General features: G+C 39.9%; 27 protein-coding genes. 15 read left to right on the top strand and 12 right to left on the bottom strand.

All coding sequences use genetic code 11. The features are described from left to right. The first annotated feature begins 79 nt into the window (after positions 1–79). From RBI_RS07275 to RBI_RS07250, 7 genes are all read left to right on the top strand, one after another. Positions 80–2,527, top strand: a complete 2,448-nt coding sequence (locus RBI_RS07275; RefSeq protein WP_038672035.1) for a hypothetical protein — start codon at positions 80–82, stop codon at positions 2,525–2,527. 5 nt (positions 2,528–2,532) lie between these two features. Then, positions 2,533–2,862: a hypothetical protein gene (locus tag RBI_RS07270; RefSeq protein WP_051706603.1), complete on the top strand. Its 330-nt coding sequence runs from the start codon at positions 2,533–2,535 to the stop codon at positions 2,860–2,862. A 134-nt stretch (positions 2,863–2,996) separates the two neighbouring features. After that, the gene (locus RBI_RS15580; protein ID WP_081856037.1) at positions 2,997–3,101 is read left to right on the top strand and encodes a deaminase domain-containing protein; all 105 of its coding nucleotides are present in this window, start codon (positions 2,997–2,999) and stop codon (positions 3,099–3,101) included. A gap of 17 nt (positions 3,102–3,118) precedes the next feature. Next, positions 3,119–3,550: a hypothetical protein gene (locus RBI_RS07265; RefSeq protein WP_038672033.1), complete on the top strand. Its 432-nt coding sequence runs from the start codon at positions 3,119–3,121 to the stop codon at positions 3,548–3,550. 172 nt (positions 3,551–3,722) lie between these two features. Continuing rightward, complete coding sequence (locus tag RBI_RS07260) at positions 3,723–4,157, top strand: hypothetical protein (RefSeq protein ID WP_038672032.1); 435 nt, start codon at positions 3,723–3,725, stop codon at positions 4,155–4,157. Positions 4,158–4,171: 14 nt separating this feature from the next. After that, positions 4,172–4,540 carry a hypothetical protein gene (locus RBI_RS07255; protein ID WP_038672030.1) on the top strand — a complete coding sequence of 123 codons (369 nt, stop codon included), beginning with the start codon at positions 4,172–4,174 and terminating at the stop codon, positions 4,538–4,540. 63 nt (positions 4,541–4,603) lie between these two features. Further along, the gene (locus RBI_RS07250; protein ID WP_038672027.1) at positions 4,604–5,173 is read left to right on the top strand and encodes a hypothetical protein; all 570 of its coding nucleotides are present in this window, start codon (positions 4,604–4,606) and stop codon (positions 5,171–5,173) included. 546 nt (positions 5,174–5,719) lie between these two features. On the opposite strand, the gene RBI_RS07245 is transcribed toward RBI_RS07250, so the two are convergent. The 3 genes from RBI_RS07245 to asnB form a co-directional block, all read right to left on the bottom strand. Beyond that, on the bottom strand, positions 5,720–6,694 hold the full coding sequence (locus RBI_RS07245; RefSeq protein ID WP_022287345.1) for an SPFH domain-containing protein: 975 nt from the start codon (positions 6,692–6,694) through the stop codon (positions 5,720–5,722). Positions 6,695–6,728: 34 nt separating this feature from the next. Beyond that, positions 6,729–7,172 carry an NfeD family protein gene (locus tag RBI_RS07240; protein ID WP_022287344.1) on the bottom strand — a complete coding sequence of 148 codons (444 nt, stop codon included), beginning with the start codon at positions 7,170–7,172 and terminating at the stop codon, positions 6,729–6,731. Positions 7,173–7,444: 272 nt separating this feature from the next. Further along, a complete protein-coding gene (asnB, locus tag RBI_RS07235; protein WP_038672025.1) occupies positions 7,445–9,280 on the bottom strand; it encodes an asparagine synthase (glutamine-hydrolyzing) in 1,836 nt (611 codons plus the stop codon). A gap of 283 nt (positions 9,281–9,563) precedes the next feature. Here asnB and RBI_RS07230 point away from each other — a divergent pair, with 283 nt between their 5' ends. The 3 genes from RBI_RS07230 (at position 9,564) to nrdG (ending at position 12,953) form a co-directional block, all read left to right on the top strand. Beyond that, positions 9,564–9,761, top strand: a complete 198-nt coding sequence (locus tag RBI_RS07230) for a hypothetical protein (protein ID WP_022287342.1) — start codon at positions 9,564–9,566, stop codon at positions 9,759–9,761. Between the two features lie 415 nt (positions 9,762–10,176). After that, positions 10,177–12,435 (top strand): anaerobic ribonucleoside triphosphate reductase, encoded by a 2,259-nt coding sequence (locus RBI_RS07225; protein WP_038672023.1) that lies wholly within the window; start codon positions 10,177–10,179, stop codon positions 12,433–12,435. Between the two features lie 2 nt (positions 12,436–12,437). Beyond that, a complete protein-coding gene (gene nrdG, locus RBI_RS07220) occupies positions 12,438–12,953 on the top strand; it encodes an anaerobic ribonucleoside-triphosphate reductase activating protein (RefSeq protein WP_038672021.1) in 516 nt (171 codons plus the stop codon). Between the two features lie 73 nt (positions 12,954–13,026). Here the strand turns inward: nrdG and RBI_RS07215 are convergent, their stop codons facing one another. After that, entirely contained in the window at positions 13,027–14,487 is a 1,461-nt protein-coding gene (locus tag RBI_RS07215; RefSeq protein ID WP_038672019.1) for a flotillin family protein, read from the bottom strand. A 96-nt stretch (positions 14,488–14,583) separates the two neighbouring features. Continuing rightward, positions 14,584–15,252: an NfeD family protein gene (locus RBI_RS07210; RefSeq protein WP_038672017.1), complete on the bottom strand. Its 669-nt coding sequence runs from the start codon at positions 15,250–15,252 to the stop codon at positions 14,584–14,586. Positions 15,253–15,467: 215 nt separating this feature from the next. Here RBI_RS07210 and RBI_RS07205 point away from each other — a divergent pair, with 215 nt between their 5' ends. Further along, positions 15,468–16,004, top strand: a complete 537-nt coding sequence (locus RBI_RS07205; RefSeq protein ID WP_038672016.1) for a helix-turn-helix domain-containing protein — start codon at positions 15,468–15,470, stop codon at positions 16,002–16,004. Positions 16,005–16,013: 9 nt separating this feature from the next. Then, positions 16,014–16,463 carry a hypothetical protein gene (locus RBI_RS07200; protein ID WP_038672013.1) on the top strand — a complete coding sequence of 150 codons (450 nt, stop codon included), beginning with the start codon at positions 16,014–16,016 and terminating at the stop codon, positions 16,461–16,463. A gap of 364 nt (positions 16,464–16,827) precedes the next feature. Here RBI_RS07200 and RBI_RS07195 read toward each other — a convergent pair whose 3' ends face one another. The 7 genes from RBI_RS07195 to RBI_RS07165 all read right to left on the bottom strand — a co-directional run bounded on the left by RBI_RS07195 (position 16,828) and on the right by RBI_RS07165 (position 23,154). Next, positions 16,828–17,466, bottom strand: a complete 639-nt coding sequence (locus RBI_RS07195) for an ABC transporter ATP-binding protein (protein WP_038672012.1) — start codon at positions 17,464–17,466, stop codon at positions 16,828–16,830. A 17-nt stretch (positions 17,467–17,483) separates the two neighbouring features. Continuing rightward, entirely contained in the window at positions 17,484–18,359 is an 876-nt protein-coding gene (locus RBI_RS07190; protein ID WP_038672009.1) for a hypothetical protein, read from the bottom strand. Positions 18,360–18,366: 7 nt separating this feature from the next. After that, positions 18,367–19,239: an ABC transporter permease gene (locus RBI_RS07185; protein ID WP_038672008.1), complete on the bottom strand. Its 873-nt coding sequence runs from the start codon at positions 19,237–19,239 to the stop codon at positions 18,367–18,369. Further along, positions 19,236–20,231 (bottom strand): hypothetical protein, encoded by a 996-nt coding sequence (locus tag RBI_RS07180; RefSeq protein WP_148303584.1) that lies wholly within the window; start codon positions 20,229–20,231, stop codon positions 19,236–19,238. Before RBI_RS07180 ends, RBI_RS07185 begins: the two co-directional genes overlap by 4 nt. Positions 20,232–20,283: 52 nt before the next feature. Then, entirely contained in the window at positions 20,284–21,363 is a 1,080-nt protein-coding gene (locus RBI_RS07175) for a hypothetical protein (RefSeq protein WP_038672004.1), read from the bottom strand. 90 nt (positions 21,364–21,453) lie between these two features. Further along, positions 21,454–21,834 (bottom strand): hypothetical protein, encoded by a 381-nt coding sequence (locus RBI_RS07170; protein WP_038672002.1) that lies wholly within the window; start codon positions 21,832–21,834, stop codon positions 21,454–21,456. Between the two features lie 387 nt (positions 21,835–22,221). Beyond that, positions 22,222–23,154: an IS481 family transposase gene (locus tag RBI_RS07165; RefSeq protein WP_038671142.1), complete on the bottom strand. Its 933-nt coding sequence runs from the start codon at positions 23,152–23,154 to the stop codon at positions 22,222–22,224. A gap of 206 nt (positions 23,155–23,360) precedes the next feature. Between RBI_RS07165 and thyX the strand changes: the two genes are divergently transcribed. From thyX to RBI_RS07150, 3 genes are read left to right on the top strand one after another with little or no spacing between them, the layout of a single operon-like run. Continuing rightward, the gene (gene thyX / locus RBI_RS07160) at positions 23,361–24,134 is read left to right on the top strand and encodes an FAD-dependent thymidylate synthase (protein ID WP_038673278.1); all 774 of its coding nucleotides are present in this window, start codon (positions 23,361–23,363) and stop codon (positions 24,132–24,134) included. Further along, a complete protein-coding gene (locus tag RBI_RS07155) occupies positions 24,124–24,792 on the top strand; it encodes a dTMP kinase (protein ID WP_038672000.1) in 669 nt (222 codons plus the stop codon). Before thyX ends, RBI_RS07155 begins: the two co-directional genes overlap by 11 nt. A gap of 10 nt (positions 24,793–24,802) precedes the next feature. Further along, positions 24,803–25,708, top strand: coding sequence for a DUF2156 domain-containing protein (locus tag RBI_RS07150; RefSeq protein ID WP_038671998.1), 906 nt, complete (start codon positions 24,803–24,805; stop codon positions 25,706–25,708). Positions 25,709–25,717: the final 9 nt, after the last annotated feature.

Raw genomic sequence — 25,717 nt, 5'->3', positions numbered from 1 at the left:
AGAGAGTATTTCGGACGAGATTGAAAAACAGAATATTGATGTTGATATTTCCGATTTCAAGGATTCTTCCGACTTTTATTTGTATTTAAGCAAGTTTGACGATCAGTCTTCTGAAGAAATATCGGTTAATGTTACCGGCAAGATGATCGTTCAGAAGATTATATCAAAAATTCCCTTGAAATTGCCGTATATTTGTGGTACAATTAAAGAACAAGTTAAAAATATTTACGACTCCAAGATTGTCGACACCGATCTGCTCAAAATCGGTATTAATAACGGTTATCAGCAGGTGATATCGGGACCCAAGGCATACATTTCGACTATAACGGTCGGATATGTTCCCAACAAAGAGTTTTACAGCATTTTCGGAGACGGAACTCCAAGCAGTATCTATAATCTGAAAAATGACTATTGGGCACAATACGCCGATACTATTTCGCCTGCTCTTTACATTGACAACAAGATTATTTACGAGTGGAACGGTGCTTTAACGTCGATCGGCAAAACGCAGTATCTCAACATTGCTTCTGTTTCATCAAACGAAACATTCGAGGATACCAAGGAAATTCTTGTAGGTTCCGTAAACTGTATATCTACGGATAATCAAAATATTTCTGCGCAGTCGCTCTTGACGGCGTATGGAAAAATGCCGCTCACCGACGAAGAGCAGGCAAAGGTAAACGAAAGCAACGTCTACAACGATAAGTATATAGGCAACTTCCTCAGCCTTATCGGAACGACGTATTTCACGCAGCTTGACATCGAGAATAAGGTACTGGCAGGGGCTAACCGTATCTATGCCGAAAGATATCTGAGCTACGGCGTATTCAGCTACGAGCCTTGCGTTACTGTTTCCGCATTTTCTAAGGATATCGAGAAAAAAGGTTCGTTCAGCGCTGATATTCTGGGGAACTATGCCTCCACGGTAAGCTACAGGAATAACGCCGACGACGAATACGCTTATCGCTTTGCTTCGGGATATGTTTCTTCTTATCTGGAGAGTCTGGTGTTGGATGAATTAGTTGGTATTGGAAGTTTATCAACAGCAAAGATTTTTTCCTTTGCTTCAAGTCAAGGTATAGAAATAAAATATATTTCTGCTGCAAACAAAGATGAAATTGATAGCTTGGACATATATGAAAGTGATAAATCAGAAGTACTTTCAGCTGTGAACAACGGACAAACCGTTATTGTTCCAGAAAAAAATATTACTTTTGGAAATTGGACAGGAACCGGATATATAATAATAGACGATTCTGAAAACAGTTTCGCATTTAAACTTACAAACGGTCTGAACGGTGCGGTAAACACAGATTATGTCACCGCTGATATGATAGGTGCAAATTTGTGTGAAATACTTGAATTCTTTTTTGCATTTCAAGCACTTTCAGCAGGAGCGGCAATGCTTGCAACAGGAAATATTGTCGGCTCTGTAGTTATGTTTGTCTTAACAGCTTCACTTGCGATTTCTGCGGTAACATACTGGAATGACAGTCTTAAGTTATATAATAAAGCAATGAACGGTGATGCATTAGCTGCTGCAGAACTGGCGGCAAGAACAAAAAGCAGATGTATAGAAGATTTTATTTTTGTTGCCCTGGGGGAATTAGCTGAACCTATTGCAAAAGTATTCATGAAAATCCCCTTTGTTCAAAGACTGATTGGAAGTATTTCAGGAGCAGTATGGGAGTTAAATAATAAGGTTATTGCGTCAAGCGAACTTTATCAGAGATATCTCTTAAAGCAATACGCTAAAGAAGAGGTTGCAAAGGTATGCGGATATGAGGTTTCCAAAAAGATATCTCCTGAGTTGCTTGACTCAATATTCAAATCTGGTCAAGCTTCTGATATTGTTGCTATTCTTTCTAAGTATGATGATGAAGCAATTGTTGCGATAAATAAGATTTTGGATAAAGACGCTGTTGCAACTTTGATAAGAGACTATGGTGATGATGGCGTTAAAGTTGCTGTTAAGGGCGGGAATAATCTCGTCGGGGCTTTGGCGAAGCTTGATGATGCGGCATTAGAAAGGTTTATGGGGATTGCTTCTAAGCAAGACAGAGAGTTCTTCAAGTTATTTGAAAATTGTGATAGATTTACAGATGATTTGATTAGTCTTGTCAATAAAAAAGGTGGAATAAATTTTAACGAGGTTGAAATTCATGGCATTATTAATACAGAAATTGATGAGATAGATTTTGCTACGAAAGTGATATACGAAGATAAAAATGCGAGAGGATTATATATAGAAAATCCAGATGTTCCACAAACTGAAACTCAATGGGCAAATAAGCAAATCTTAAAAAAAGGTGAGAATAGAATAAAGGCACTTTCTCAGAATGAATTTAGCGTTTATATTGATGGTGAAGAATATAGTTTTTTATCTAGTGAGTTAAAAGATGTCAGGAGTTACGTATTTAGAATTAATGCAGATACACCTGAATTGAGAATAGCCGTTGAGGATTGTCTGGAACAACTTAGAATTCTTTATCCAGATTATAATTTTTCAGCTGTCTATGGAGGTTGATAGTAGTGTCTGTTGGTTTATATCGATATAGTGGAGATATTAATGATAAAAACACTGAACTTATTTTCAGTGAAAATATATCATCTGAGGTTTTCTATCAACGTTATTGGGTTAAGGCAATATGTGAATCCAAAGTTAAACTGTTTAAAGATGGATGCGATTTTGATGTGGGCGATTTAAATATTATTATGTCAGAATTAAATGCATTAGGGGCTTGGGCTACTGAGAATTTATCGGGAATAGATCTTAAATATATGAGTGAAAGAATAGAAAATTTAAAATCAGTTTTACCTCAAGCTTGTAAATGTAAAGGCGGAAAATTTTATATTTTTTAAATACAATAGAAAAATCTTATTCGGATGACGATAACACCTAAATACTTATCGCTTTGCTTCGGGGTATGTTTCTTCTTAACTTGAAAGCTTGGTGCTGGAACAGTTACTTGGGCTAAAGTTTCTTCACTGGAGCTATAAATATATTTACTGAACTTGAACCTTGCTCAAGCTGCCGAAGCGTTATTAAACAATTCAATAGAGCATACCCCGGAATAGTTGTTAATGTGTATTGGAAATAATAGAAAGGATAGCACTTATGAATGATTATTTAGAGCCATATGAAGATATGTCTGCTTATTCTTTTGCAGTTGCGGAGAAATTTGTTGAACCGATAACGAATGCACTTTGTAAAACCATGGGTTTTGTTTTTGACAGAAAAGAAAAACGCAAGTCTTTTCCAAATCATTATTTTAAAGGTGATGAGAAATTTATTTTTTACAAAAGCAAAAATGATGAGCGTGCGTTTATGATTGCTTGTGAGGGTTGTCAGGGTTTTTGGGGAATTTCGGTCAAATGTAAAACCGAGGATAAAAAGCTTTTTTATGACACAATTAAATCTGATCTGTTTGAAAATAGTGATTATACCGGTATTCCTTTTTTTGAGATAGATGATTTTCAAGATCAATTAAGGGGGGATTTTACTAAAAGACAGGTGAACCTTATTTATAATGATTTAAAATACACCTGACTAATATGATCATTTTGTAGATCAGGACATACATAGCAAAACAAACCATACTGGCGGTCGCAACATTTGGGGCGGCGATGATCTTGTAAGGGCGGTTAAGAATCTTGACGATTATGCAGCTGAATCGTTCATAAAAACTGCTTCAAAGCAGAGTGATGAATTTTTTGTTTTGATGTCAAAATATGATGATATTCCTTCTTGGGCATGCTCTGATGTAATTGATTTTAATTCAGCTGAAAACGTAAATGAAATTTTAAAACAAAATGGATATACAAATCCCTCTTATAAGCCGGGAACTAATGTAACAACTATCGAATTAACTGAAGATACCACGTTTGTTAGAGTGTATACTGAAAACATAACAAGTGCAAAGGGCCAGTGGGTAATGAACTATGAAGAGATTCAAGGATTGTCTTCAAAGCAAATTAAAGATAAGTTTGCATTACCATATGAGCCAACACATATTTGTGATGTAGAACTACCGGCTGGTACAGAGGTACGTTTTGGTATAGCAAATGAAGTTCCAGAATGGGGTTTGGGAGGGGGATTACAATTTGATTTAATGGGTCAATATTTTAATTCATTTGGCAATTTCAGACCACTATAAAAGGAGAAGATTTTATGTTACCGATAGTTGAAACGAATGGAAAAACTCTTTACATTAATTCTAATAAAGTAACTTTTCCGTACAAAATTGAACAAGTTTTAATTTTAAAATCTCAAATATTGATCTTACTGGATAGTTGCATAAAAAATGAATGTGATAACGTCTATTCGGTAAACTTTGACGGAACAATAGGTTGGCGTGTTCAAAGCAGAAAATACTTATCAAGGGAATATGAAAATAAAAAATTAACCTCATATGTTGGTATGTATGTCAGGAAAGAAACTAATCTGCTTCAGTTAAATGATTGGTGGGGCGGAAGATACATTTTTGATCTTAATGACGGGCATATAGTGGGAAGAGATGAAAGTGGGCGAGATTGGTAATAGTTCCAATAAGAATAGAGGAATTTTATAATTAAAGATCGCTATCATGATGAGGAATATAGTATGGTATTAAGAATGATAATATCTGAAAAATGGATTCATATAAATAGTTATGATGTTTGCTTTGATTATAATGTTAAGTCTGTAATAATTTTAAAACAAAAGATAATTGTACAGCTAGAAATCGGAGATTTATATGCTGTTGATATGGCGGGTAACATTATTGAAAAAAATAATAAGCCTTTTCAAAGATCAGACTTAGATAAAGATTTTATAGTAGAAATTAATCAGAATAATCTATATTTTAATAACTCTGCCATTTATTTTGAACATAACATTTATTCTTTTGTTTTATTTGATGATAGGATAATTGTACAATTAAATGAACTGGATGCGTCTGTAAAATCTGATGAAATCGACAACGTATATGCTGTTGATATGGAAGGAAATATTATCTGGCGAATTCAGAATAAAGAAAGGGTATGTCCGGAATATAAGTTTATTTCGCCGTATGTAATGATTAATTATATTGATGGTGAATTAATTGTAAATGATTTCAACGGATTCAGATTTGTGTTTTCACCTGACGACGGAACTTTTGTTAAACGAATTCAAAGTTTAAGACCTTGGTAATCAATTTGTAATTCAGATCTTTAGGGCGACACCGCACAACTACCGCCTAACGGCTTTGTGTACGTCTAACTTGCCAATTTTCCGTTATCTTGCACAGAAACTCCTTGAAGGACGCAAGTATTCCTGCGTCGTTTCTATACAATTGGTAATTTCAGACCAATGAATCTGGAGCAAATTCTTTTTGAATTCCCGGTGGTGTTTCTGAAGCAATTTCGGATACCGTTAAATTGTCTGAAGTGAAAGTCACGCGTTTAAATTGAGAGGAGAATATCAGTATATGGCTTATAAGGATACTATAACTAAATACGATATAAACTAAAAAATATACATGAGTTAATGAAACTGTTAAAAGGCGAATACCCTGTTCATGCGTTTGTTAGTCCTATGGATGTAGGAGAACTTCTTCTGCCTTTGTACGAGTTGTATTTACGGCTTTTACAGGTAAATGATGTAACCTGAAAGCCTAACTTTTGAATTATTATTTGAAAATGAAAAAAAATATCCCCTCCAAAGCATTTGCCTTGGAGGGGATTAACTATATGCGTTTTACTGTGGCTTCTTAACATCTGTCATGACTTCTTTAAGTCCTGTTGCAAGACCTGCAATACCCTGTATCTCACTTGGTATAATGATCTTTGTAGCCTTGCCGTCTGCTGCTTTAGCAAATGCTTCAAGACTCTTGAGCTGGATGACCTGCTCATTAGGGTTAGCAGCATTCAGCTTAACGATACTCTCGGCGATAGCTTTCTGTACCATGTCGATAGCCTGCGCTTCACCTTCTGCCTCAAGTATCTTCTGCTCCTTGACAGCGTCTGCACGAAGTATCATAGACTGCTTCTCAGCTTCGGCTGCAAGTATCTGTGACTCCTTGTCTGCCTGTGCTCTGAGTATCTTAGATTCTTTCTCACCCTCTGCAACAAGCACCTGAGATTTCTTCTCAGCCTCTGCCTGAATGACCTTTTCACGTCTTTCACGGTCAGCTTTCATCTGCTTTTCCATTGCGTCCTGAATTTCTCTTGGCGGAAGAATATTCTTAAGCTCAACTCTCTGTACCTTGATGCCCCACCTATCTGTGGCTTCATCAAGAATTGCTGTGATCCTCGTGTTGATGATGTCACGGGAAGTGAGCGTAGCCTCAAGATCAAGGTCACCAACAATGTTTCTGAGTGTTGTTGCCGTCAGATTTTCAATAGCCGAGATAGGTCTCTCAACGCCGTATGTGAACTGCATTGCGTTTGTTATCTGGAAGAACACAACAGTGTCTATCTGCATTGTTACGTTATCCTTTGTGATAACTGACTGTGGCTTGAAGTCAACTACCTGCTCTTTGATAGATACTCTTTTTGCAACTCGGTCGATAAAAGGTACTTTTACGTGAAGTCCCGTTCCCCATGCCGCATGAAAAGCTCCAAGTCTTTCAACTACAAATACATATGCCTGCGGTACTATCTTGATGTTGCTGATAACAATGATTATAAGCAATACGATGATAGCAAGTACGATATAAATTCCAGGTTCCATTATATGCCACCTAAAAATAAGTTTATGTAAGCTGTTACTTTTCTTCTGAAACTATCAGCTTTGCACCGTCAATACGCACGACCTTAACTGGTGTGCCTTCTGAGATCTTTGAGCCGTCCTCAGTTCTTGCTGCCCAATCTGTGCCCTCAAGAGTGACCCTGCCTTTGTTCACAGAGTTATCTATAGGCTCAATAACTATTGCAGTTTTTCCCACATCAAGCTCGTAATTTGTTGCAACTGGCTTGTTCTGGAGCTTCTTGACCACAGGTCTTGTAAGCAAAAGAAGTATGATCGAGCTTACGACGAATACGATGCACTGTGTAAGGAAAGAAAGCTTAGCTATGGCACAAAACATCGCAATAAGTGCTGCTATAGCAAGCCATATAGACACAAGTGCCGTTCCTGTTGCGACCTCGCATACAACAAAGAACACGAAAGCTAAAGCCCAAAAAACTATTTTGAGTGTAGCCATTGTCATATGATCCCCCCTGTTCCTCTCATTTATTTAAGATTTATTATAACATATTATTTTAAAATTTACAATAGCTAAGACACAATATTTTTGCTTTTTTACTTTTAATCTTCAATGATTTTACATTGACCGTACCATATTTTATTAGCTGTACACTAATATATATATGTTGATGCTACTACATAAAGAAAAAAGTATTTCTAAAAGATAGTTATATAAAAAAATTTACAGTAAAAGCGGTAACCCGCTGGAGGTAACCGCTTTTACTACTTGTGTAATTATACGTTGTCGCTGAAATAAACATCATACCAAACAAGGAATGAGAACACTGTCCAAATCTTTCTTGAATAGTCATATTTGCCTGCACGGTGATCGTCAAGAAGTTGTACAAGCTTATCTGTGTGGAAGAATTGTGCCGACTGAGGAGAAGTAAACTTATCCTTTACTATATTATAATACTTATCTTCTTTGAGCCATACCCTGATAGGAACAGGGAAGCCGAGCTTCTTTTTCTTAGCTGTCTGTGGAGGGCAAGCCTGAAGTGCAGCAAGACGCATTGCATACTTCGTTTCAGTTTCAGTAACTCTGTCCTTTACAGGTATCTGCTCTGCAAGCTCCATTACCTTTCTGTCAAGGAACGGTACACGAAGCTCTAGAGAGTGAGCCATGCTCATTTTATCCGCCTTAAGAAGAATATCACCTGTCATCCAAAGGTGCAGGTCAATGTACTGCATCTGCGTTACCTGATCCTGATCTCTTACCTTGTCATAGAACGGCTTTGTGATAGCCATAGCGTCAGGAGCGTTTGTTTTTATGCTCAGAATGTCCTTACGCTCTTTCTCAGAGAAGATGTATGCGTTACCAATAAATCTCTCATCAAGGTCCTTAGAGCCTCTTATAAGATAGTTTATGCCGTGCTTGTGAGGCAGTTTCTCAGCAACTGCACCAACAGCCTTTCTGATAGGTCTTGGAATCTTGAAGTAGCTTGCCATATCAGCAGGGTTGTGATAGATGTTGTATCCGCCGAATATCTCGTCTGCACCCTCGCCTGAAAGCACTGCCTTGACCTTTTCAGAAGCTATTTGACATACGAAGAACAGAGCCACAGCCGCAGGGTCTGCGAGAGGTTCGTCCATGTGATACTGTATCTTTGAAAGGCTGTTCCAGTATTCCTCAGGAGAAATGACCTTGGAGAAGTTCTCCTTATTGATATACTTTGAAAATTCCTTAGCATAGCCTATCTCGTTGTACTTTTCGTCCTCGCCAAAGCCTACAGTAAAGGTCTTGTCAACGTTGGCAACAGCGGCAACATAGCTTGAGTCAACACCGCTTGAAAGGAAAGAACCTACCTCAACGTCAGCGAACTTGTGTACCTCAACAGAGTTCTTGAAAGTGTCAGATATCCTATTCACCCAATCTTCAAGAGCAGGACCATTGTCAGCGTGAAATTTAACTTCCCAATATCTTCTTACGTTCATCTCGCCGTTCTTGTATGTAAAGCAGTGAGCGGCAGGGAGCTTGTAAACATTTTTGAAGAAAGTTTCTGTTGTAGGAGAATACTGGAATGTGAGATAAGTTTCAAGAACGTCAGTGTTAAGCTCCTTCTTGAAATGAGGGTGGTCAAGAAAACTCTTTATCTCAGAACCCCACATAAGTGTTTCGCCCATTTTTGCGTAGTAAAGAGGCTTGATACCAAAGAAATCTCTTGCACCGAAAACCTCATTTGTATTCTTGTTGAATATAACGAATGCAAACATACCTCTCAGCTTGTCGAGCATATCCTCGCCCCACTGCTCATAACCGTGGATAAGCACCTCTGAGTCGGTCTGTGTATAGAACTTGTGACCAGACGCTACAAGCTCCTCACGGAGATCCTTGTAGTTGTATATCTCACCGTTGAATGTAAGTACCAACGACTTATCTTCATTGAAGATAGGCTGGCTACCTTGATCTGAAAGGTCGATGATCGAGAGTCGGCGGAAACCCATTGCGATCTGCTCGTCAACATATTTTCCGTCAGAGTCAGGACCTCTATGTTTTATTCTATCCATCATTTTTCCAAGAACTATGGAAGCGTCATTGATTTTATTTGTAAATCCAACAAAACCGCACATATAAAAGCCTCATTTCTGTTAAATCAAATTGCCTGTATCTTAGTTAATACAAGCGCTTGTCGCCTAGTGAACGTCAAGCAATATAATATTTATTATACACTATATGCGGCTTTTTTGCAAGGGGTAAAAACAAAAATTAAACAATAAAAGAAATTGTCTTTTGTGCATCTATCACATGGCAGTGTGTATGGTATAAAAATATCTGCGATTTTGTCATTTTGGCTTGAAAAAGGCAGATGGATATAGTATAATGGTATTAAAATCATATTTTGGAGAAGATCTTATGAACGATAACAAAAAGAAGAAAAATGGTTATAGATTGGATATTGTGTTGATAGTGAGTTTTTTTGTAATGCTGATATCTTTCTGTGCCTACATGATGAATACTACTCTCGAAGAGGTACTTGAAAATGAAACAGGCAGCTCTGTAGTTACTCACGATTACACTTACGAGAGTGCTGAGAGCAGTTCAGCGGCATAGTGCAAAATTTAAAAATTCGACAAGTTAAAGTGCTTTACGTACTTGCTGAATTCGCCTATTTACGACATTTAAGAGGCATGGAACAACATTCGAAGACGCATGAGATGACAAGTTAGCTCACTTTACAGCATCAAGAACTAAACTATTTTGTATTATACATCGTAAAGTTCGACTACATTACAGCTAAAAGCATTTTACTTGACACCTAAAATCAATATCTGACGAAAATGTGGCTTTGTGCATTTAATACAAATAACAAAGTCACATTTTGTTGTATAACGCCTTGACTTTGCGTCACTTATACTATATACTTGTATTAAGCGCTGCTTTTTATACAATATGTTGTGATTTGCGGTGCGAGTTGTGAGAATATAAAAAAATATAAGGATAAATTGGGAAAATCGGAGGCGGTATTGTGATAATCAAGATAAAAAAGCGTGACGGACGTACTGTAACTTTCAATATTGAGAAAATAGCTGGCGCTATATACAAGGCGGCTCAGTCTGTGGGCAAGGATAACTATGAGGAAGCTTTGGAGCTTTCGGGTAAAGTTGTTGATAAGCTTATGGAAAAACACCTTGATATGCCTACTGTTGAAGAGATTCAGGATTGCGTTGAGCGTGTTCTTATTGAGGAGGGCATGGCTGATACTGCAAAAAGTTATATACTCTACCGCTCAAACAGAACTCGTGCAAGAGAAATGAATACCCGTCTTATGAAAGTTTATGAGGATCTTACTTTCCAATCAGCGAAAGATAACGATTTGAAGCGTGAGAATGCTAATATAGACGGCGATACCGCAATGGGTACAATGCTTAAATACGGATCTGTGGGAGCAAAGGAGTTCAATGAGATGTATGTTCTTGCTCCTGAGCATTCAAAGGCTCATCAGGAAGGGGATATCCACATTCATGATCTTGATTTTTATACACTGACTACCACTTGCACCCAGATAGACCTTACAAAGCTTTTTGATAAGGGTTTTTCTACAGGTCATGGCTTTTTGCGTACACCTAATGATATACAAAGCTATGCGGCGCTTGCCTGCATTGCGATACAATCCAATCAGAACGACCAGCATGGTGGTCAATCTCTTCCGAAGTTCGATTATGATATGGCTGAGGGCGTAAGAAAGACATTCAGACACCGCTATCGTGACAATATCGGCAGGGGTCTTGCTCTCCTTGGTGAAGTTTCTGATGCTCAGAGCATTGCAAAGAAAATAACTGAAATGCTTGATGAGCAGGGTTTAAAGATCACTCTCGCCAATGATAACGGCTATCAAGAGGCTGAAGCACAGTTTCTTGTGAATTTTGTCGACGCACCTATAGTGAAGAAGATACAGAGTTTTGCATATAAAAACTCTTTGAAAGAAACTGACAGAGCCACATATCAGGCAATGGAAGCGCTTATCCATAATCTTAATACCATGAACTCCCGTGCAGGCGCTCAAACGCCTTTCAGCTCCATAAATTATGGTACTGATACTTCTATCGAGGGCAGACTTGTTATAAAGAATATTCTTCTTGCAGAGGAAGCAGGACTTGGCAATGGTGAAACGCCTATTTTCCCTATACATATTTTCAAGATAAAAGAGGGCGTGAACTTTGATCCTGATGACCCGAACTATGACCTTTTCAAGCTTGCTTGCCGTGTATCAGCGAAGCGTCTTTTCCCGAATTTTTCATTTATCGACGCTCCTTTCAATCTACAGTATTACAAAGAGGGCAATCCTGACACTGAGATAGCCTACATGGGTTGCCGCACAAGAGTTATCGGTAACGCATATGACCCTACTCGTGAGATAGTGACAGGCAGGGGAAATCTCTCTTTTACTACCATTAATCTCCCTAGACTTGGCATAAAAGCACAGCGTAATATCGGTGCTTTCTTTGACAGCCTTGATGAGCTTATGGATCTTTGTATCGACCAGCTTATGCACAGATTTAAGATACAGTGTTCAAAGCGTGTGAGAAATTATCCGTTCCTCATGGGTCAGGGCATATGGCTCGATTCAGAGAAGCTTACGGCTGACGATACGCTTGAAGAAGTGTTAAAGCATGGCACGCTTTCCGTGGGCTTTATCGGTCTTGCTGAGTGTCTTAAAGTGCTTACTGGCAAGCACCATGGTGAAAGTGAAGAAGCAAGAGAGCTTGGCTTGGAGATAATCTCACGTATGAGAGCAAGAATGGACGAGGAAACAAAGCGTACTGGTCTTAACTTCTCGTTGCTTGCAACGCCTGCTGAGGGACTTTCTGGCAGATTTGTTAAAATGGATAGAGAACGTTATGGCGAGATAGCAGGAGTTACGGACAGAGAATATTATACTAATTCTTTCCATGTACCTGTTTACTATCCGATAACAGCGTTTGAGAAACTTAAAATAGAAGCTCCTTACCATGCTCTTACAAATGCAGGTCATATAAGCTATATCGAGCTTGACGGCGATCCGCTGAACAATCTTTCTGCATTCGAGAAAGTCGTAAGATATATGAAAGAAGTTGGCATAGGCTACGGCTCAATAAACCACCCTGTTGACCGTGATCCTGTTTGCGGATATACTGGAATAATAGGTGACAAATGCCCGAAGTGTGGACGTTCTGAGGCTGAACACAGCAAGGTGATACATGAGAGGATACCTCGTGCAAAAGCCTGCTGTGAGGGTGACAATTAGCCATGGAACTTAGGATAGCAGGCACTGTCGGTGAATCTATCGTAGACGGACCGGGTTTTAGGTTCACTATTTTTACGCAGGGCTGTCCACACGGCTGTGAGGGTTGTCACAATCCGCAGACACATGATTTTAACGGTGGCATTGTCGTTGACACAGACCAGCTTTATAATGAGATAATAAAAGACCCGCTTCTTGACGGTGTGACGTTCAGTGGCGGTGAGCCTTTCTGTCAGTGCAAACCGTTAGCAGAACTTGCAGGAAGGATAAAAGCGTTCCATGGCTTTCCACTGAATGTGATATCATTCACGGGCTATACTTATGAATATCTAATCGCAAACGCTAACGCTGAAAATGGCTATATGGAGCTTCTTAGTCAGCTTGATTATCTTGTTGACGGACCATTTATTCTGTCGCAACGAAGCCTTGAGTTGAAATTCATGGGCAGTCGAAATCAACGCTTCATCGACGTGCAGAAGTCTTTAAAAGAGGGTTGTGCGGTGGTTACAGAGCCTTATTGATTTTTACTATTTGGAAAATAAAAAAACGCTGAGTGAAAAACAATTTCACTCAGCGTTTTTATGTGACAATTATTTATTTGTTAGACTCTATTACCTCAACATCTTTTGGGTCGAGAGTTTCTGCATTATCAGCCTCGGCTGCTCTCTTTACTGCTTCTTCCTGTGACTTTTTCAAAGCTTCCTGTATGTCCTCGCCAAGAAAATCAGGGAGTGACATTCCTGCTTGCTTGAACAGATCGTTCAGCGGAGGAACTGACTGCATAAGTCCGCTTAGAAAGTTTGCTGTCGAGCCTTTTCCGTCTGCACCTGCGCCTGTATCCCACACGGTTATCTTGTCTATCTTAATGTTCTTGATAGCTTCTACCTGAATAGAGATAAGCTCTTCAAGCTTGTCAGCAACTATAAGTTTGACGGCTGCATTAGCGTCTCCGCCAGCTGCTTCAACAAGCTTTCTCATACCCTCTGCCTGCTTTGTGAGTATTTCCTGATTACCCTTTGCTTCAGCTTCCATTTTTGCAAAGATAGCATCGGCCTCACCCTTTGCTTTACGTCTTACTACCTCAGCCTGTGCTTCAGCTTCGATCTCGGCCTGCTGCTTTGAGATCTGAGCCTTTACGATAACATCGGCGGTCTGTGTAGCCTTTTCAAGTTCGGCTCTCGTCTGCTCGGCGGATTGCTGAGCTATGTAAGCTTCCTGCTTTGCCTTTGCTGCCTGAACAGCTTCAGCGGCTGTAGCCTGTCTGAGAGCTTCCGCTTCACGCTCACGTCTGAGGGCTTCTGACTGTGCAACCTCTATCTTGGCTTGGTTCTCACCGTCAATAGCAGAAGCGTTTGCAGCAGCAACTTGGATACGCTGGTCTTTCTGAGCGTTTGCCTGACCGATCTCACCGTCTCTGTGTTTTTCGGCAACTGACTTCTTAGCGTCATTGATAGCCTTTGCAGTAGCTTCTTTACCGAGAGCTTCCAGATATCCAGACTCATCTGTAATATCCGTTACGTTTACGTTGATAAGCTTAAGACCTATCTTTTTAAGCTCTATCTCAACATTGTTTGATACCGCAAGCAGAAATTTATCTCTGTCCGAGTTTATTTCCTCAATATCCATTGTTGCGATAATAAGTCTCAACTGACCGAATATGATATCCTTTGCAAGCTCCTGAATTTCCATGAGCTTCAAGCCGAGAAGACGCTCAGCAGCGTTTTGCATAACGCCTGGTTCTGTTGAGATACCAACAGTAAATCTTGATGGAACATCAATTCTGATGTTCTGCCTTGAAAGAGCGTTTTTTAGATCCACATTTATGGATATAGGAGTAAGATCCATATACTCATAAGATTGGATTATTGGCACGATAAATGCCGCACCGCCGTGGATACATCTTGCGCTTCTTGCTTGACCATTCTTGTCTGTTCCTACTTTACCATAGATAACAAGCACCTTATCAGACGGACATTTTCTGTAGCGTGACAGTATTGCCATAATTGCCGCAAAAAGCACAACGACTATCACGCAGATGATGATTACTGGTTCCATAATTTTTCCTCCCACACAAATAATATTATAATAACCTCAAGACGGGTCATTTCACAGAATCGTTATATTTAGCACCCCTTTGTTCTATCAATTCTTTTATTTTTCTATTACGACAGTATCTCCTTGCAAATCGATAATACGAACCTGAGTTCCTGTCTTTATAAGCTCATCACCATTGTTTATTGCAGTGACTTCTCTTAACTGTCCGTTTATCATAACATTCACTTTACCAAGCCCATGGTCTTTAGGTGGGCAGGGGATATAAACAGTAGCAGTTTCTCCTATAGCATTTTTATAATCAGCCGTACCGTTTTCAGCAAGTCTTGCAGAAAGTTGAACTATCTTTGCCACAAGAAGCATGGTCGCCAGACCCAGAACAAAGCCGATAACTGTAGACAGTGCTGGATAAACACCTGAGCTTACAAGAACGATAGATGACCAGCTAAACACAGTGAAAAAAGCAACTATGGTCTGAAGCGTGAACATTCTCATAGAAGCAAAATCCGCAGGGTTTCCGCCGTCTACGTTGTGGTCGCAGCCGATATCATGTGTACAGTGACCAATATCCACATCTCCGTGAGCGCTGATGTTGGCATCAACATCAAGATCAAGACCTGACGTGTCGCTGAAATCGTGACCGCTTCCACCATCATGAAAACCGAACATAGAAAGCAAAGTCTGCACAAGCAGTATAAGCGTTGACGGAAACGCTATACAATACAGCACTTTAAGTAAAAGCGACAAACCGTCCCACCATTCATTCATATAGCTTACACCTCCAATGTAAATATTATTTACGCTTATTATATACTCATTTATCTTATTTGTCAATAGATTTTCGATAATAATTAAAATTATTTTTTGGATATGGCTTAGCACAAAAAAAATTGTAAATTTTTCGTTAAACACTTGAAATCTGTTTTACTATCTGCTATCATATAAGTAAATGAAATTTACAGTAAATAAAGTGAGGCGATATAATGGAGAAAAATACTCTCGGCAAGAGGATAAAAGAGGCAAGGCTTGCAAAGAAAATGACTCAAAGCGAGGTAGTAGGTGATTTTATAACCCGCAATATGCTTAGTCAGATAGAGAGTGGCTCAGCAACGCCGTCGGTAAAGACCCTTGAATACCTCTGCAAGGTGTTGGAGATAGAGCCTAATGCCCTTCTGCCTGATGAAAACGACTCCAAAAACGCCCCTGACGCAGAGGGCTATATCAGTATACGGAAAGAATTTATAAACAAGAACTATAAGGCTGTTATAGAGTATGACGCTGATGACGAATTTTCAGATGAGATATGTGCGCTTAAGGCGAAAGCTTGCCTTATGGAGGCTATGGAGTATTCAGGCTCTGACAGTGCCACGGATCTTCAAAAGGCGATAGACCTTGCCAAGCAGGCTTCTGAACTTTCAAAGTGTGGTGTTTTTGCAGATGAAAGCGTTAAAAACAAGGCTGACGAGCTATTAAAAGCTAACGCTAAGCGTCTTAGCGACTATTACAGAAGTCTTTTGTAGGGTACAGTCATGGAATTTGTTATCATAGCCACAGTTGTTCTTGTGCTTGCCATGTGTCTTGGCGCAGACTTTGTTATAGTTCCTATAATGTTCATTGTTTTTCTTGTCGTCCTGCTGCTGGTTATTTTTGGTTTCTTTGTATACTCTGCTGTAAAACTTACTGGAACGAAAAGCGTGAAAGGAAAGTTTGTGCGTTTCGGCAGGGCAGAGGGCAAGAAGTTTGATACAGCGTTTTACAAGGTTAATGATAGTGAGTATCCAAACGTATTCCCATGTGAGGTAGTAATGCGCTCAAAGATATACATACCCGATAAGGTCTGTAGGCTCAGATATGACGGCAAAAGAAATGAAGTTTTTGACTTGAACGCAGTTTGCTGTGTGATATTTGGACTTATTCTTAGCAGCATATCGGCTGTGATGATGATACTTTTTCTACTAACAGTGATAGGCATCAATTAAATGATTTTAGGCAGTAGGTTAGCTTGCTGCCTTTTTTGTGAATTTAAAATGGCAATAGTGCGTGATTTAAAAGGCTATTTCAACTTCCATGTTGATAAATGTAAACTTTTTCAGAAAACATGTTGTAATATATGACAATTTGGGATAAGACTGTAGACAAATGGGGCGATTGGCAAGCTGCACAGCATATAGCTAAGAAATATGATGATGACGGATATCTTCGCAAGAAGGAATAGCATAAACAAAAATAAGCTGCTACAGAAAATCTGTGGCAGCTTATCCTATTTAGAATAGTCCTAATTTTAACCTATCAATATCGGCTCCTGATATCTGTTTGTACGAATCCATACTTATTCAGTATATGTCACCTTACCCCCTCAATAACACCCTTATCCATTTCATGTACCGTGTCGCACAGCACAGAAATATCCTCCGCCGAGTGTGAGCAAATAAGGATAGTCTTACCCTGCTCTTTATAGCTGAGCAGATACTCACGCATTTCCTTTACGCCATCTTTGTCAAGACCATTGAACGGCTCGTCGAGAATAAGTATCTTCGGGTTTTCCATGATAGCTTGTGCCAGACCTAACCTCTGCCTCATACCAAGGCTGTATTTGCGAACGTGGCGCTTTAAATCAGGGTCAAGTCCCACTTGCCTCATGCTGTTTCTTATCTCATCTTTACCTATCTTGTTGTTAAGCCCCGCAAGAAGCTTTAAGTTCTTGTAGCCCGAATAGTAAGGTATAAACCCTGGCGTTTCGATAATGATACCCATATCTTTCGGGAAGTCAACGTCCTTGCCCACCTGCTTGCCGTCAACGATAATCTCACCGCTCGTGGGTTTGATAAAGCCGCATATGCACTTCATAAGCATTGTCTTTCCGCTGCCGTTTCGTCCGATAAGTCCGTGTATCCTGCCCTCCTCAAAGGACACATTTATATGCTTTAGTATCTCCGTTTTGCCAAGCGTAAGGCATACGTCATTTACATTGATGATATCCATTTTGTCCCCCTAATTTCCTAACTTGCTATCTCAGCAACATTGTCGTAATTGAATTTTCTTATGGCGATAAAGCAGAACGCCAGCAGTACTGCTATAAATATGGCAAGATAGCTGACCGAAAAACTCATTGACATAACAGGCTCACGGAAATATTTTGTGTAGTGCAGCCATATTATGCTGTTCGCCATTGGCATTGTCCACATAAGCGTGGTCTTTATGGAGCAGAACGCTGTGCCTAATGATATCACCGCTCCGCAGAGGACAAAGCCCACAGTTTTGTGTTTCACAAGTGAAAAGCTCAGCAGGATAAGCCCAATTATCATAAGGTATGCGAACACGAGCAGGTAGCTTTGCACTGCGGCTGAAAATACTGTGAGCTGATTGTAGAGATTTTCAGGGAGAAGCTGCACGCCGAAATTGCCTGAATGTTCAGGAAAGCGTGAAGCGAACTTTGTCGCCACGTTGCTCCAGCCGTTGTACCAAAAACCGTCTGAAAGCATTGGGAGCACTGCGCCCAAGAATATCACTGCAAGATAAGATAAAGCCATAAAAATGAGCTTCAAAAGCTGTCCGAACAGCCAGTTCAGCCTGCCCACACGCATTATGTAGAAAACTGTGTTGGTGTCTATCTTCGGAAAATCTGCGATAAGTGTGAGGAAAACCAGCGGTATGATAAGAAGTATCGCACCTGAATTTGCTATGGCGATAAAAGGCTCAAGGATATTCAGCGGTTCGCCCATAAGCTCTGCGTTTGATTTAAGAGGCTCGATAGCAAAGCTGTAAATGAAGATAAGAAGCACTCCTAGGATTATCATTCGTGCGTCGCATACCCACTTTATGAACTCCGCTCTTGCACAGAAAAAGCTTTGTTTAAGGCTGAAATTTTTCATCATAGCTGACCTACACCCCCTTGTCCTTGCGCAAATTCATCACGATAATAAATCCCAGCAGGGTAACGATCGCCCCCGAACAGTTCACCGCAGTTATCCACTTTGCACTTCTGTCAAAGCTTTGTATATACAGAAAATTCGTCACAGAGCTTGGATAAAAGGCATTCGCTCTATCAAAATCAAAGTTATCGTTGAAAAGATTTGCGTCTATTATCCTATTGAGCATTGTTGTGAGGACATAGTTGAGCATAAAAGGCAGGCAGGTTATGATATACGGATTTTTGCAGAAAGAGCTTAGGAAAAACGCAGGCAGTGTGGAAACTGCACCATATGCGAAAGCTACTGCAAGCATTTTGATTATGGTTCTACCTGTGCTGTCTTGCATTATGTATTGAAGCTGGTCGGCTGATACGTCAAACTCCGAAAGTGGTTGAAAAAGCACTGCACAGGCTATGCCGTAAACAGCTATACCGAGCATAACGGCAAATCCGCCTGAGATAAGTGCGGATATGAATTTTGAAAGATAATATCTTAGCTTGCCTGTGCGAGATATGGTGAAACGCATCAGTCCGTTATTTCGCTCTGCACAGAAAGACACCATGAATGGGAATGCCACGACAATAGGCAAAAACATTGTGATATATCCCGAAAGTCCGTTTCTGAAAACCAGCACTGAGGACAGCATTGGGTCGGTGCGGAGGATATTTTTATCGAGAGTGAAAAGTGACTCGAACACCGAATATGATTTATCGGTGGCAAGGTCTGTATAGGCTGAGGCGGTGAAAGCAAGCACTGTCGTCAGCAGCACCGCCCCTGCAAAGCCTATGTTTATTATGCTTTTGTTCAGGTCACATTTTATTGCGTTTAGAAGTTTTAGTTTCATTTCTCTATATCTCCGATCTCGGTGTAGGTAAACCTACCAAGATTATTGCTGTCAGCTTTGGCGTAGGCGAGATTTCCAAACTCATGCCCTGAGGGGTCATACTCCGCAGGGTCGGTGCAGATAACGGCGTAATCAAAACTCTCCGACTTTCCGCTATCGAAAAGGTCTGTGGAGCAGTCAAGTATCACCATGACTTCAAGCCCCTCGCTAAGCTCCCCGTCGCAATAATATGTAGGCACTGTGCATACTGTCTTTTTGTCTGTGAGCTTAATTTCGGCCGTGTTGTCGCCTATGGTCTGTACTGTGCCGAAAAAGCTGGGGTAGTCACTGGTCGTGAGCGGCTCATACGTCTTTGAGCCGTCATCATTCACCGCAACAAGTAAGTTGATATCCTCAATAATAAACTTGCCGTCGGTAAAAAGATAGCCGCCGAACATAACATCATCAGCACTTTCGGGATATTTTCCTTTCTGCCACTCCTCAAGATCGTTGAAGTCAGCCGTGATAGTCCGATTTGCATTGCTAAGCTCATAGACAGAGCCGCTCTTGTGGCAAAGCTTGTAGTCATACTCCTCCGCAGGCACGTCCGCCTTGATGTCCTCATACATTCCCGAAGCGTATTTCTCGCCGTTAGGACTTACAACATCACAACTATAAATTTTTGTTATGCCCTCGTCCGTAACTATCTCCGCAGAAATGACCTCGCCGATATCGTTGTTTATTATTGCTTGGGATAAGCTTTTCCCATTCACATATTTTTCATCATGTTCAAAAAGCTCGCTGTCCATTGCAAGCGTGTATTCCTTGCCGTCATAAACAAAGGTGAGCTGTCCGTTATCGTAAGCCACAGCCTCAGCCTGCAATGTCACTCTGCTGTCCAAAAGGCTGTCAGTTCTGCTTCCCACAGCTGATACCACCACCGCAGATGAATTATTCTCGCTGTTATTATTACTATTTCCACAAGCCGTAAGACAGATGATTCCACCTATCACAGCAATACAAAAAATCCGCTTTGTGATCATGCTATTCACCTTTCGTTCTGACCTACTGAACATCAATAAAGACCTCGCCGCTGAGAGCATTCACCTTGATATATTCCTTTGCACCCTCGCCGCCTTTTATCTCGAAACACCACATAGGCTCAAAGTTCTTGGGTGTCTTGTTGTATTCCTCCGCCAACTGTTCAGCCTTAGCAACATTGTCCTCTTCGGTCATATCCAATGCAGGCTGATTTGCAAGACAGCAGTACATAAGCTCAACATTTGAAAACTCATAATATGACCCTTTTGCAAGCTCCGTCTCAAGAATTTTCACCGCCTCGTCAAATGGTATCATCTCAGTTTTCTCTGTTTTGTCAAGTATGTTAAGTGGCGCATTTGCGTTGATAAAATCAAATTTGCCGTCCGCCCCAATAGAGCCTGTCACCTGCAAAAACGTCCAATAACTCATATTATTCTCGTTGTCTGCCCGACTGTATGCAGAGGGCGAATACTGAAAAGGCACATTTTCATAGTCAAGACTTGCCGTAAAATCAATTCTGCCCACAGTGTCATTCACCGAAAACTCTTTGGTATTGATCGTAAAATCCTTATAAAAATCGGCAAGATAATTGTTTAATCCACTGTCGATATCAGTCACATCAATGGCTTTGCCACCTAAAGTAATGCCGCCCTCGTCAAGCCCCACAACATAAGTCTGTCCGCTGCTGTTTTCTTGAAACTCATAATCAGCGGAATAAAGTGCAATATCCATACCCAAGTATGCAGATGTGTTTATTCCAGCTTGATAAACTATTCCGCCATTGTCAGTTGAAAGTGCACTTTCGTCGAAATCGTCGCCATAAAAAGTCTTGAATAACTTTTCAGCATTGGTCATATCATCATTTTTCAAAGTATTGCAGGACAAAGAATATACCTTATTAAAGTCCACTTTGCTTATCTTTTCTGGCAGCTTAAAACTGCCGTGATCGCTGCCAAGCAACTTATTACAGCCGTCATAAGCCTGTTCCACAGGCTCAAGCCTTGCATCATCTGTACTGTGGTTATTGGATTTGTTGTCCTGAGATGAACAACCAAAAAGGAAAAGAAAAAGCAGAGATATAACAACGCCATAATTTTTTTTCATTATTTCACGACCTTTACTAATATTATGAGCGACTATCGGCTGATAAATTTCAGACAATATGTCGCTCATATGTTATTTTAAGTGCATATATTAATAACCAAAAGTACTTCCAGAAGCAGATGTTGCTTTTGAAGCATTTTTAGTTATAGAAACAACGTTTTTAGCATTCATGCCAACTGTTATCTGATACCACGAGCCTGTAGTCTTCTGTGTACCCGTAGATGTTGTGATCAAATTCCAAGTGTTGTTTTTCCAAACATAACACTTGGTCGTAACTGTAGTATTTTTACTTGCAGTCAATTTGGTATATGTAGTGTATTTACCAGATTGTGTTGTTTTAAAATTAAGTGTTTTGGAAGTCACGTTATCGCTTGAAGGTGCTCCCGGCGTGTTGCGAAGACTAAATGCTTTACTATCTGCCGCACTAGCCCCAATAGCCATAGAACTCATCATCATAACAGCAGCACCCATAGCTGCGATCCTCTTAACGATATTTTTCATATTAAACGTTTTTTCATAATATAGGTGTGATTTTCTTCAAGTTTTGTTGCAGAGTAATTTAACTTCATCATATCACACAATTATTACAACGGGTAATTGTGCATAATAAATATTCACATCTTCATTGGGCTTATCACATTTTTTGCAATAGACTTTTTTATCTATGCATACATTATTTTAACACATATAACAACAAAAGTCACTATATTCTGCATATTTCTCTCATATGCACAAGATTTTTGTATAGCTGAACAAATATTGCGTTCTAAATTATTTCATTTTACATAAGTTGATTGTTAAATGCTTGTTAACATCAACACGGAAGTTGAAATAGCCATTTAAAATAATGTAGGTTTGTCAATCATATTGGACACTATTATTAAGAAATTCGATAGGCGAAAACCATTTGAGGGGACGCATAGGACGGTTGTTTGTTCGACTTAAACGTGCAGCTAGCTGCACGTTTAAGTCGTCGCAGGAATAAAACCTATGGCACGAATAGAATTTGTTGTGATCTTCTCGGTGACTGCGCTCTACTTTGCCATTGTGCCTAGGCGTATATGGACGAATGAGTTTGTGTTCAATGCCAAGTTGTGAGAGCGTATTCTCAAACAGCGTTTTCTTGTCTCTTTTGCTTGGCGAAAAGCGGTTAGTAAATTCAAATCCATTGTCGGTCTGAATACATTTCACCGTTATTCCTCTGCGTTTGTACCATTTCACCAGCCTTTTTACAAAGTCTGCTGAAGAATAGGTGCTTTGCTCCTCATATCCGTATAAAAATCTTATCCTGGTATACTCATCGATCGCCGTGTATTGGTACAGCTTCATCTCTGGGTCAGCTATACACTTTCTCGGAACTACCTTTACGTCCACCTGAATACGCTCTCCGGGGTATGTCATCTGCTCGTATGGCTTTGGTTTATACGTCGCTTTCTTCGGCTTTTTCGGAAGCATTCCTAGTTTTTTCATAACCCTGTAAAGACTTTCAAGACAGCGTGTATACCCTTGTTTTCTGAGACGATGCCATAGTTCGGGAAGCTCAAGCGTTGGGTTTCGTTTGTGATACCTTTTGATAAGATCTATTTCTTCCTTGGTATGCTCGTTGGGATGATGATGCGGTCGGCGTGATTTAACTGCAAGGGACTCCACACTTCCGTCCCAGCGTTTCAGCCAGAAATATATATATGAACGTGATTTATTGTATTTTCTGCTTGCTCGGCTCACTCCATATTTCTTTGCGTAATTCATTAAGGATTGACGAAACTTCATATCTTGTGTTATACTATTCATGAGAGATAGGCTTCCTTTCTGATTTGAATTTGGTGTGGTAACTTTATTTTATCAGATTTTTGCCTATCTCTCTTTTCTTTTTTCTTAATTTTGTCCAATATCTATTGTAGCACTACAAAAGTTGAAATAGCCATTTAAAATAAAATGTTGACTTGTAGGCTTTTTAATGGTATAATATAAAAAATATGTGGAAAGGATCATATATGATGAGAGTTGAGCTTATTACCCATACACCTGAGCCTGAAAAGGTGGTTGCTACTGCTGCAAAACTTTGCTATTCAAGCAGTGATATCGCCTCGCTTAGAGAGGGCCTTACGGAAGAAAAAACAAAGAGCTTTATTGAAAGGCTCGTATCTATTGGTCACGAAAGCCCTATGGAACACGTTTCTTTTACTTTTGGCATAGAGGGGATATCCCGTGCCTGCTCTCATCAGTTGGTAAGACACAGAATTGCGTCTTATTCTCAAAAAAGCCAGCGTTATGTAAATGAAAGCGGCTTTGAGTTTATCACGCCACCATCAATAGAGGCTGTGCCAGAAGCAAAGGCTGAATTTGACAAGCAAATGGATCAGCTCCTTGAGTGTTATAATAAGATTGCTGACATACTTACCAAAACTCATGAGAAGGCATTTTTAGAGCAGGGTATGTCTGAAAAAGACGCACTTAACAAGGCTAAGAAAAAAGCCTATGAGGACGCAAGATTTGTTCTTCCAAACGCTTGTGAAACAAAGATAGTTGTGACAATGAACGTCAGAACACTGTTTAATTTCTTCCAGCATAGATGCTGTAACAGAGCACAATGGGAGATAAAGGCTGTGGCTGATGAAATGCTCAGACTTTGCAAGCAGGCCGCTCCTGAGCTTTTCAAGAACGCAGGTCCGTCATGTGTAATGAAAGGCAAGTGTCCAGAGGGCGCAATGAGCTGTGGAAAAATGGCTGAAGTAAAGAAAATTTACGGAGAAATGAATAATGTTGAATAGATCTGGACTTATAGTTCTTGAAGGACTTGATGGAAGTGGAAAATCAACTCAGTTTGAAAGGCTTTCTGCTTATTTCAGCGAAAATGACATAAAGCATAAGGCTATAAGCTTTCCTGACTATGATAATCCGTCATCTGCGTTGGTAAAGATGTATCTTAATGGTGAGATAGGCAAAACGCCTGCTGACGTGAATGCCTACGCAGCTTCAAGCTTTTACGCTGTTGACAGATACGCTTGCTACAAACAATTTTGGGAGCATGACTATAAAGAGGGAAGTCTTGTACTTGCAGCGAGATATGTTACATCAAACTGCATTTATCAGATGACAAAACTGCCGAAAGAGCAGTGGGAAGATTTTATAGACTGGCTTGAAAATTACGAGTATGACAAGCTTGGGCTTCCAAGACCTGACAAGGTGATATTCTTGGATATGCCAATAGAGATATCTCAAAAGCTGATGTCGGGAAGATACGGCGGAGATGAAAGCAAAAAGGATATCCATGAAGCAAATGTGGAGTATCTGAAAAAATGCCGTGAAGCCGCTTTGTTTACCGCTGAGAAACAGGATTGGGATATTATTCCTTGCAGCGACGGCAGCGAGCCTTATACAAAAGATAAGATTTTCGGAGATGTTCTGGGGTTAATCAATAGAAAGTAATGTGTGTTTAATGTTTGATTTCAGAAAAATAAGTTTTGAGGACAAAGAATGGATAACCAAGTGTCTTGCAGTATCAGATTTCAGAGGAGCAGAATATTGCTTTGCAAATAATATGGCGTGGCAAAGACTTAATGACACTGTAATAACACATCATGGTGATTTTTATATAAGCTGTTCCTTTGAGGACGGTCAGCCGTATTTTACATTTCCTGCGGGCGTTAAAATAGACGTTGAGGGCAAAGAAAAATATATCAGGCTTTTTGATGAGCTTAAAGAATACGTTTCCGCCCATGGAAAGCCGCTTATCGTATCTTCTGTAACAGATGATAACCTAAGCTGGATAAAAGAATATTATGGTGATAAAATCATCTGCGAGTATGATAGGGACAGTTCAGACTATATTTACAATGCTTCCGACCTTATCGAGCTTAAAGGCAAAAAGTATCACGGCAAGCGTAATCACATAAAGCGTTTCATGGACGAGCCTTGGGAATACAGAGAGCTTACTGATAAGGAAATAGACAGCTGTATTGAATTTTCGGCTGAGTTTTATAATAAGAATGACAACGCTGACGATCCTTCGGCGGTGGTTGAGCAATATGCTATTGATCTTTTTCTTACGAATATGGATAGACTCGGACTTAAAGGTGCTGTGCTTTACAGAAATGATAAAATGACAGGCTTTACAGTTGGTGAACAAATAAATTCGGATACCTTTGTGGTGCATATAGAAAAAGCACTCGCTGACGTTCAGGGTGCATATCCTATGCTGTGTAGTCAGTTTGCGTCGCATAATGCAAAGGGTCTCAGCTTCATCAACAGGGAAGAGGATCTAGGAATAGAGGGTCTTAGAAAGTCAAAGCTTTCTTATAATCCTGCTTTTCTTTTGAATAAAAATGTAATTACTTTCAGATGATCGAAAGGA

The organism is Ruminococcus bicirculans (ex Wegman et al. 2014) (assembly GCF_000723465.1).
Classification (GTDB): Bacteria; Bacillota; Clostridia; order Oscillospirales; family Ruminococcaceae; genus Hominimerdicola; species Hominimerdicola aceti.
This window is presented reverse-complemented; position numbering and strand designations above follow the sequence as displayed.

What these genes read in the sequence shown, in the direction of transcription:
- RBI_RS07205 (WP_038672016.1), top strand. Translation starts at nt 15,468, where the DNA reads ATGGAGAAAAATACTCTCGGCAAGAGGATAAAAGAGGCAAGGCTTGCA.
- RBI_RS07155 (WP_038672000.1), top strand. Translation starts at nt 24,124, where the DNA reads ATGTTGAATAGATCTGGACTTATAGTTCTTGAAGGACTTGATGGAAGT.
- RBI_RS07200 (WP_038672013.1), top strand. Translation starts at nt 16,014, where the DNA reads ATGGAATTTGTTATCATAGCCACAGTTGTTCTTGTGCTTGCCATGTGT.
- RBI_RS07255 (WP_038672030.1), top strand. Translation starts at nt 4,172, where the DNA reads ATGTTACCGATAGTTGAAACGAATGGAAAAACTCTTTACATTAATTCT.
- RBI_RS07245 (WP_022287345.1), bottom strand. Translation starts at nt 6,694, where the DNA reads ATGGAACCTGGAATTTATATCGTACTTGCTATCATCGTATTGCTTATA.
- nrdG (WP_038672021.1), top strand. Translation starts at nt 12,438, where the DNA reads ATGGAACTTAGGATAGCAGGCACTGTCGGTGAATCTATCGTAGACGGA.
- RBI_RS07165 (WP_038671142.1), bottom strand. Translation starts at nt 23,154, where the DNA reads ATGAATAGTATAACACAAGATATGAAGTTTCGTCAATCCTTAATGAAT.
- asnB (WP_038672025.1), bottom strand. Translation starts at nt 9,280, where the DNA reads ATGTGCGGTTTTGTTGGATTTACAAATAAAATCAATGACGCTTCCATA.
- RBI_RS07210 (WP_038672017.1), bottom strand. Translation starts at nt 15,252, where the DNA reads ATGAATGAATGGTGGGACGGTTTGTCGCTTTTACTTAAAGTGCTGTAT.
- RBI_RS07230 (WP_022287342.1), top strand. Translation starts at nt 9,564, where the DNA reads ATGAACGATAACAAAAAGAAGAAAAATGGTTATAGATTGGATATTGTG.
- RBI_RS07215 (WP_038672019.1), bottom strand. Translation starts at nt 14,487, where the DNA reads ATGGAACCAGTAATCATCATCTGCGTGATAGTCGTTGTGCTTTTTGCG.
- RBI_RS07190 (WP_038672009.1), bottom strand. Translation starts at nt 18,359, where the DNA reads ATGATGAAAAATTTCAGCCTTAAACAAAGCTTTTTCTGTGCAAGAGCG.
- RBI_RS07170 (WP_038672002.1), bottom strand. Translation starts at nt 21,834, where the DNA reads ATGGGTGCTGCTGTTATGATGATGAGTTCTATGGCTATTGGGGCTAGT.
- RBI_RS07175 (WP_038672004.1), bottom strand. Translation starts at nt 21,363, where the DNA reads ATGAAAAAAAATTATGGCGTTGTTATATCTCTGCTTTTTCTTTTCCTT.
- RBI_RS07250 (WP_038672027.1), top strand. Translation starts at nt 4,604, where the DNA reads ATGGTATTAAGAATGATAATATCTGAAAAATGGATTCATATAAATAGT.
- RBI_RS07150 (WP_038671998.1), top strand. Translation starts at nt 24,803, where the DNA reads ATGTTTGATTTCAGAAAAATAAGTTTTGAGGACAAAGAATGGATAACC.
- RBI_RS07260 (WP_038672032.1), top strand. Translation starts at nt 3,723, where the DNA reads ATGTCAAAATATGATGATATTCCTTCTTGGGCATGCTCTGATGTAATT.
- RBI_RS07240 (WP_022287344.1), bottom strand. Translation starts at nt 7,172, where the DNA reads ATGACAATGGCTACACTCAAAATAGTTTTTTGGGCTTTAGCTTTCGTG.
- RBI_RS07185 (WP_038672008.1), bottom strand. Translation starts at nt 19,239, where the DNA reads ATGAAACTAAAACTTCTAAACGCAATAAAATGTGACCTGAACAAAAGC.
- RBI_RS07195 (WP_038672012.1), bottom strand. Translation starts at nt 17,466, where the DNA reads ATGGATATCATCAATGTAAATGACGTATGCCTTACGCTTGGCAAAACG.
- RBI_RS07265 (WP_038672033.1), top strand. Translation starts at nt 3,119, where the DNA reads ATGAATGATTATTTAGAGCCATATGAAGATATGTCTGCTTATTCTTTT.
- thyX (WP_038673278.1), top strand. Translation starts at nt 23,361, where the DNA reads ATGAGAGTTGAGCTTATTACCCATACACCTGAGCCTGAAAAGGTGGTT.